9 protein-coding genes are annotated in these 7,712 nt (G+C 71.4%); 2 read left to right on the top strand and 7 right to left on the bottom strand.

Annotated elements, in window-relative coordinates; translation table 11 throughout:
• Window positions 1–115: 115 nt before the first annotated feature.
• Window positions 116–328: a BldC family transcriptional regulator gene (locus QH283_RS12700; RefSeq protein WP_280503205.1), complete on the bottom strand. Its 213-nt coding sequence runs from the start codon at window positions 326–328 to the stop codon at window positions 116–118.
• A gap of 214 nt (window positions 329–542) precedes the next feature.
• Here QH283_RS12700 and QH283_RS12695 point away from each other — a divergent pair, with 214 nt between their 5' ends.
• The gene (locus QH283_RS12695) at window positions 543–827 is read left to right on the top strand and encodes a DUF4229 domain-containing protein (protein ID WP_414689574.1); all 285 of its coding nucleotides are present in this window, start codon (window positions 543–545) and stop codon (window positions 825–827) included.
• Window positions 828–838: 11 nt separating this feature from the next.
• A complete protein-coding gene (locus QH283_RS12690) occupies window positions 839–1,924 on the top strand; it encodes a PLP-dependent cysteine synthase family protein (protein WP_280503203.1) in 1,086 nt (361 codons plus the stop codon).
• Between the two features lie 58 nt (window positions 1,925–1,982).
• On the opposite strand, the gene ccsB is transcribed toward QH283_RS12690, so the two are convergent.
• The 6 genes from ccsB to QH283_RS12660 form a co-directional block, all read right to left on the bottom strand.
• Window positions 1,983–2,963, bottom strand: a complete 981-nt coding sequence (gene ccsB, locus QH283_RS12685; RefSeq protein ID WP_280503202.1) for a c-type cytochrome biogenesis protein CcsB — start codon at window positions 2,961–2,963, stop codon at window positions 1,983–1,985.
• 2 nt (window positions 2,964–2,965) lie between these two features.
• Entirely contained in the window at window positions 2,966–4,636 is a 1,671-nt protein-coding gene (resB, locus tag QH283_RS12680; RefSeq protein WP_280503201.1) for a cytochrome c biogenesis protein ResB, read from the bottom strand.
• Entirely contained in the window at window positions 4,633–5,466 is an 834-nt protein-coding gene (locus QH283_RS12675; RefSeq protein WP_280503200.1) for a cytochrome c biogenesis CcdA family protein, read from the bottom strand. The genes resB and QH283_RS12675 overlap by 4 nt, the downstream gene beginning before the upstream one ends.
• Window positions 5,463–6,113, bottom strand: coding sequence for a TlpA disulfide reductase family protein (locus QH283_RS12670; RefSeq protein ID WP_280503199.1), 651 nt, complete (start codon window positions 6,111–6,113; stop codon window positions 5,463–5,465). Before QH283_RS12670 ends, QH283_RS12675 begins: the two co-directional genes overlap by 4 nt.
• Window positions 6,110–6,736 (bottom strand): histidine phosphatase family protein, encoded by a 627-nt coding sequence (locus tag QH283_RS12665; protein ID WP_280503206.1) that lies wholly within the window; start codon window positions 6,734–6,736, stop codon window positions 6,110–6,112. Before QH283_RS12665 ends, QH283_RS12670 begins: the two co-directional genes overlap by 4 nt.
• 56 nt (window positions 6,737–6,792) lie before the next feature.
• Window positions 6,793–7,712 (bottom strand): glutamate-1-semialdehyde 2,1-aminomutase (locus QH283_RS12660; protein ID WP_280503198.1); only part of this gene is annotated, 920 nt, incomplete at its 5' end.

Raw genomic sequence — 7,712 nt, 5'->3', positions numbered from 1 at the left:
CCCTCGTCCTTCTATACTCTCCCCCCCCCGGCCCCCCCCCCCGCGCGGGGCGGGCCCCCCGGCGCCCCCCCCCCCCCCCCCCCCCACCACTCGGGAAACGGCCTCCGGCGGCCGGTCAGTGCTCCGTTTTGGCTTCGGTGGTCAGCGATGCGAGCAGCTGCATGACCTCGGACTCGCGGAAGCGACGATGTCCGCCGGGAGTGCGCAGCGATCCGAGACGACCCGCGTGCGCCCAGCGGGTGACCGTCTTGGGATCGACGTGGAACAGGGCCGCGACTTGCCCGGGGGTCAGCAAGGTGTCCTGGCCGCCGACGGTGATCGCACTCATAGCAAACCTCTCCGTTCTTCGACAGTCCCTCATCAACTGGCGCCATCGTCGCACCCGAACCCCTAGGTACTCGAATCACCTACAGCGGGTAAAGGCGAAGTAATGGACAAAACGGATGTTCGTCCGGCAAGGGCGCGTCGGGCCGGTGAACCGGGTCGCCTACCCTGAGGGGGTGAGCGAATCGACCGGATCGAACCCGCGGCCGGGCCGCAGCCTGGCCGTCAACCTGGGGCTCTACACCCTGGCGCGGCTGGCCCTGGTCGCCGCGATCACCGCCGTCATCATGGGCGGCGGCGCACTGGTCGGCGTGGCCGTGCCGCTGATCGTCGCCGTGCTGTTCGCCCTGCTCATCGCCATGCCGCTGTCGCTGACGCTGTTCAAGGGCCTGCGCGCGAAGGTCAACGCCAACATCGCGGCGGTGGACGCCAAGCGCAGACAGGACAAGGAGCAGCTGCGGGCGCGGCTGCGCGGCGAATCCGAGGGCGACGGACGGGCGTAGCGGGGCATGCGGTGAAGTACTGCGATCGCAGCGCCTCGCGCGCGTGGGTTGACGAGGCCGTCCGGCTCATCGACGCCGACGCCCAGCGCAGCGCCGACACCCACCTGCTGCGCTATCCGCTGCCGCCCGAGTGGAACATCCAGCTCTATCTCAAGGACGAATCCACCCATATCACCGGCAGTCTCAAGCACCGGCTGGCGCGCTCGCTGTTCCTCTACGGCATCTGCAACGGCTGGATCACCGAGGGCACCACGGTGGTCGAGGCCTCCTCGGGCTCCACGGCGGTGAGCGAGGCCTACTTCGCCAAGCTGCTCGGCCTCGACTTCGTGGCCGTCATGCCGTCGAAGACCTCACCGCGCAAGATCGCCCTGATCGAGGCCCAGGGCGGCCGCTGCCATTTCGTCGACCGGCCGCCGGAGATGTACACCGAGGCGGCGCGGCTGGCCGCCGAGTGCGGCGGGCACTACATGGACCAGTTCACCCACGCCGAACGGGCCACCGACTGGCGCGGCAACAACAACATCGCCGAGAGCATCTACACCCAGATGCGCCTGGAGACCCACCCGGTGCCGGAATGGATCGTCATGGGCGCGGGCACCGGCGGCACCAGCGCCACCATCGGCCGCTACATCCGCTACCGCCGCCACGCCACCCGTCTGGCCGTGGTCGACCCGGAGAACTCCGCCTTCTACGGCGGCTACGAGACCGGCGACGCCGGCTACCAGACCGGCATGCCCTCCCGCATCGAGGGCATCGGCAGGCCACGGGTGGAACCGTCCTTCGTCGGCCAGGTGGTCGACCGGATGATCGAGGTGCCCGACGCCGCCTCCATCGCGGCCATGCGCTACGGCAGCCGGGTGCTCGGCAGGCGGATCGGCGGCTCCACCGGCACGAATCTGTGGGGCGTGTTCCACCTGATCGGCGAGATGCTGGAGCGGGGCCGCAGCGGCAGCGTGGTCACCGTGCTCTGCGACGGCGGCGACCGCTACGCGAGCACCTACTACGACGACGAATGGGTGGCCGCCCAGGGCTGGGATCTGGCCGGGCCGACGGCGATCCTCGAGGAGTTCCACGCCACCGGCGTCTGGCGCGGCTGACCGTCGGCGCCGGCCCGCGTCGCGCCCGGGCCCCGGCCCGACGCCGGCGTCGAACCGATCAGGTCAGGCCCGCGTAGCTGTGCAGGCCGCTGATGACGATGTTGATGATGAACAGGTTGAACAGCATCGCCACGAAGGCGGCGACGTTGATCCAGGCCGCCTTGGTGTCGCGCCAGCCCGACGTGGCGCGGGCATGCAGGTAGGCGGCGTAGAGCACCCAGGCGATGAACGAGCAGGTCTCCTTGGGGTCCCAGCCCCAGAAGCGGCCCCAGGCCGCCTCGGCCCAGATGGCGCCGAGGATGACGCCCGCGCCGAAGAGCGGGAAACCGATCAGGGTGGTGCGGTAGGCCAGACGGTCGAGGGAGCGGGCGTCGGGCAGGCGGCGGGCGATGACGCCGAGCAGGTTGCCGGACTCCTGGCCCTCGGGCTGACGCAGGCGGAAGAGGAACAGCAGGCTGGCCACACCGGACACCAGGAAGATGCCGCTGCCGACGCTGACGATGGTCACGTGCAGGGGCAGCCAGAACGAACGCAGCGCGGGCACGACCGGGGCGGCGTCGGCGTAGAGGACGGTGCCTGCCAGGAACAGCAGGATCAGCATCGGCACCAGCACGAACACCCAGGTGGCGCGGTGGCGTTGTTCGCGCAACAGCCAGAAGGAGATCAGCACCGCCGCCGCGCACGCCATCGAGACGAACTCGTACATGTTGCCCAGCGGGAACCGGTCGGTGGCGAAGCCGCGCAGCACGATCGAGGCCAGGTGCAGGGCGAAGGCGACGACCAGGGTCGCGACGGCCATGTTGCCCAGTCGCTCGGACAGCGGCTTGGCCGGTTCCTCGACCACCTTGCCCGGCACCGCGACGGTGTCCTCGGGACGCCGCGAGCCGCCACCGGCGGTGACCAGTTCGCGCGCCTCGCTCTTGCGCACCTGCACCGAGGCGAACTGCCAGATCAGCATCCCGAGCACCAGCGTGTACACGACCAGTGCCGTCTTGAACGACAGGTCGCTGTACTGGGCGAGGGTCTCGTCGATCGGCATCGTCAATCTCCCGTGCTGTCGGCTCCGGCGCGAGCCGTTGTGGTGTCCGTGTCGAGCAGCCGCACGCGCAGGCGGTCGAACTCGTCGCCCCAGCCCGCGTGGTCGGTCCTGGCCAGGCCGCCCATCTCTACTACGGTACGTCGTTGAACCACGGTACCGGGCCGATCGGCGGCCGGGTACACCCGGATCCAGATCCGGCGGCGCCTGACCAGCAGCGAGACCAGCAGGCCCGCCATCATGGTCAGCGCGCTCACCAGCACCCACTGCTGGGCCGGATCGTGCGAGACCTGCAGGTTCACGAATTCCTTCGCCCCGTCGAAGGTGACCACGGCGCCGTTGGACAGGGTGGCCGACTCACTGGGACGCAGGTTGACCCTGGCCTCCTTGGTCAGCCTGCCCTGCCGGACCAGCTCCTGGTCCAGCGCGAACAGCGACTGCGGGCGTCCGGTGTCCAGGCCGGTGTCGCCGCGATAGATGTCCACCGCGACGGCCGGATCGTCCATGCGCGGGAAGACCGAGGTCAGCAGGCTGCCGTGCAGCGAGGCGGTCGGGGCGAACAGGCCCTCGATCGCGATCTGGTTGCCGCGCCGCTCCTCGTCGGTGGCGTAGAGGTCGCCGGGCGGGTCGATGCGCAGCACGCCGGTGGACAGGAAGGTGCGCGCGTCGGTGGGCGCCCACTGGATGGTCTCGGTCCTGGTCCGCCCGTCCGGGAAGGTGACGGTGAAGGTGGGGGCGTAGCCGTGGCCCTGCAGGTAGACCCGGTCGCCCGCGACACGCAGCGGGTGGTTGACGCGCAGCGTGGTGTCGCGCCAGGTGCCGGTCTCGAGATCCTCGCCCGCCTGGTAGGCGATGTCGGAGGTGAACATCTCGGCCTGACCGGTGTCGAGATAGTCGGCGCGGAAGTTCTTCACCCGCACGCAGATCGGGGTCATGCCGGTGCCGTCGTTGACATTGCCCGCCCGGAACGAGTCGTAGACCGCGGGCGAGGTGGTGCAGAAGCCCGGCCCGTCGTCGGCGATGACGATCACGCTGCCCTCGTAGCCGAACAGCTTGCCGATCGCGATCGAGGCCAGCAGCCCGACCAGCGCCAGATGGAAGACCAGGTTGCCGAACTCGCGCAGGTAGCCCTTCTCCGCCGAGACGGTGATCTCGCCCTCGCGGCCGGCACCGGTGCGGATCTCGGTGCGCCAGCCGCGCAGCCCGGCCTTCGCGTGCTCGACCACCCGCTCCGGCGTGTGCTCGGACCCGCCCTCGTAATGGTGCGGCAGCCTGGCCAGATTGCGCGGCGCCCGCACCGGCGGGGTGCGCATCGCCCGGTAGTGGTCCACCGTGCGCGGCAGGATGCAACCGACCAGCGAGATGAACAGCAGCACGTAGACGGCGGTGAACCAGAAGCTGCCGAACACGTCGAACAGCTCGGCGCGGTCCATCCACGGGCCGAGGGTGGGCCGGTCGGCGATGTACTGCTCGACCTTCTGCTCGTTCAGACTGCGCTGGGGCAGCAGCGCGCCGGGGATGGCCGCCAGCGCCAGCAGGAACAGCAACACCAGCGCGGTGCGCATGCTGGTCAGCCCGCGCCAGGTGTTGCGCACCAGCGCCAGGGCGCGGCCCGGCCCCGACTGGCGCGGCGGGGTGTTCGGCACGGAGTCAGGACGCTCGTCGGTCACGGTCATATCGGCAGGGTCACCTCGGAGACGAAGACGTCGCGCACCCAGGCCACGAAGACATCCCACGCGCCGGTGACCAGGGCGACGCCGACCGCGACGAGCAGCAGGCCGCCCGCGATCTGGATGTTCCTGGAGTTGCGGCGCAGCCAGCCGACCCCGCGCAGCGCGCCCGCCGAGCCGAAGGCCAGCACCACGAAGGGCAGACCGAGACCGAGGCAGTAGGCGACGACCCGCGCGACGCCGCGCGCGGCGGTGGCGCCCTCGGTGCCCGCGGCCACCGCCATCACCCCGGACAGGGTGGGGCCGAGGCAGGGCGTCCAGCCGAGGGCGAAGACGCCGCCGAGCAACGGTGCGCCGATCAGGCTGGTCAGCCTGCGCGGTTGCATCCTGGTGTCGCGTTGCAGCGCCGGGATCAGGCCGAGGAAGGCCAGGCCCATGACGATGGTGACCACGCCGCCGACCCGTTGCAGCAGTTCCCGGTTGACGTTGAGGGTCTGGATGACGCCGAAGACGGTGGCGGTGGCCAGCACGAAGACCACGGTGAATCCGGCGACGAACAGTCCGGCGGCGCCGGCGACCCGCAGCTTGGCCGAACCACGGCGGGTGGCGGTGGCGGTACGGGCGCGGGCGGCCTCGTCGGGGGTCACCGGCGGGGCCTCCGCGCCGACCAGCCCGGCCAGATAGGACAGGTAGCCGGGTACAAGCGGAACCACGCACGGCGAGGCGAAGGACACCAGCCCGGCCAGCAGGCAGGCGCCGAGCGCGAGCAGCAGCGGTCCGGTGGCCGCGGTCTGCTGGAAGGTGTCCCCCACCGCGGCGAGCACATCGATCGTCATGCCGCGTCCTCCGCGGCGACGCGCTCCACGATCGGTTGCAGGTCCGAGGCGAGCAGGGTGCGCAGGAACACCGCCGCCACCCGGTGCTGCCGGTCGAGCACCAGGGTCGTGGGGATGACGCTGGTCGGGAAGTTGCCGCCGAGCGCGAGCAGGGTGCGCATCGGCGGGTCGTAGATCGACGGGTAGCCGACCTGGTTGGCGGTGACGAAATCCTGCGCCTTGTCGCGCTGGGGGTCACGCACGTTGATGCCGAGGAAGGCGACCCCGGAGTCCTTGGTGGCCTCGTAGACCTTCTCCAGCGCGGGCACCTCGGCCCGGCACGGGCCGCACCACTGGCCCCACAGGTTCAACACCACGACCTGCCCCTCGAAGTCGGCCACCGAGATGGTCTCGCCCTCGTTCATCAGGTCGGGGCCGGACAGCTCGCCGATGGTGCCGCGCTCGGCGGGCGGATCGTAGAAGATGTCGGTCCTGCCGCCAGGGGAGACGAACTGGAAGGTGCCCCCCTGGGCGACCGCGTCGGTGCCGGTCGAGCAGCCCACCAGCGCGGCGGCCAGCGCAACGCAGGCCAGCAGGGCCGCGAGCACCCGGCCCGCCGCCCGGCCCGGCGCGGACCGGTGCGCGGCAACCGGCACGGAACGCGTCATGCGCCGTGCACCGAGGGATCCGACTGGCCGGCGGGCTCGGAGTAGACGATGTCGACGAGGGTGTCGCCGCGGTAGACCAGCGAGGTCAGCGAGGCCAGCGAGCACTGGCGGCTGCGCGGGTCGTGCCACAGGCGCTGGCCCTGCAGGAAACGGCGCAGCGTCCACACCGGCAGCTGGTGCGAGACCAGCACGGCCTCGTGGCCGGCCGCCTCCACCCGCGCCTTGTTGACCGCGGCCAGCATGCGGTGCGCGATCTGCAGGTAGGGCTCGCCCCAGGAAGGGGTGAACGGGTCGCGCAGCTTCCACCAGTGCCGTGGCTTGCGCAGCGCGCCGTCGCCGACCGACACGCGCAGCCCCTCGAAGGTGTTGCCCGCCTCGATCAGGTTCTCGTCGGTGCGCACCGTCAGGCCGTGCTGTTCGGCGATGGGGGCCGCGGTCTCCTGCGCCCGCTGCAGCGGGGAGGCGATGACGGCGGCGATGTCGTGGTCGGCCAGGGTGCGCGCGACGGCGGCGGCCTGGGCGCGGCCTGCCACCGACAGCGAGAAGCCGGGCAGGCGGCCGTAGAGGATGCCCTTGGGGTTGTGCACCTCGCCGTGGCGCAGCACGTGGACGATGGTCTCGATCTCGTCGTCGAGCGGCTCGGCGGTCTGGTCGGCGCCTGGGGTGTCGTGGTCGGAACTCACGCGCGGATTCCTTCGGGGGTGGCGGCCGCGGCCGCGCGAGCGGCGGCGGGCAGGGCGGCGGCGATACGGTCGAATGCGTCCTCGTCGAGCGCCGCGGAGACGAACCACGCCTCGAACGCGCTGGGCGGCGCGTACACGCCGCCGTCGAGCAGCGCGTGGAAGAAGGCGGGGAAACGCCAGGTCTGGCTGGCCTTGGCGGTGGCGTAGTCGGTCACCGGTCGATCGGCGAAGAACACGCTCACCATATTGCCCGCGAACTGCACCTGATGCTCGACCCCGGCCGCGTCGAGCGCCTCGCCGAGCAGCGCGCCGAGGCGCTCGGCGTTGCGGTCGAGCGCGGCGTAGACCGCGTCGTCGGCGGCGCGCAGCGTGGCCAGGCCCGCGGCGACGGCCACCGGGTTACCCGAGAGGGTGCCCGCCTGGTAGACCGGCCCGAGCGGGGCCAGCTGGTTCATGAACTCCGCGCGTCCGCCGAACGCCGCCGCGGGCAGGCCGCCGCTCATGACCTTGCCGAAGGTGTAGAGATCGCCGGCGACGCCCTCGCGGCCGTACCAGCCGGAGCGGCTGACCCGGAAGCCGGTCATCACCTCGTCCATGATCAGCAGCGCGCCGTGCTCGGTGGTGAGCTCGCGCAGCGTGGCGTTGAAGCCGGGCAGCGGCGGCACCGCGCCCATGTTGCCCGCGGCGGCCTCGGTGATGACACAGGCGATCTCGCCGGGGTGGGCCTCGAAGGCGGCCGCCACGGCCTCGGCGTCGTTGTAGGGCAGCACGATGGTGTCGGCGGCCTGCGCGCCGGTCACGCCGGGCGAGGTGGGCAGGCCGAGGGTGGCCACGCCCGAGCCCGCGTCGGCCAGCAACGCGTCCACGTGCCCGTGATAGCAGCCGGCGAACTTGATGATCTTGCTGCGGCCGGTGC

The organism is Nocardia farcinica, assembly GCF_029867845.1.
In the GTDB taxonomy this organism is placed as follows: Bacteria; Actinomycetota; Actinomycetes; order Mycobacteriales; family Mycobacteriaceae; genus Nocardia; species Nocardia farcinica_A.
This window is presented reverse-complemented; position numbering and strand designations above follow the sequence as displayed.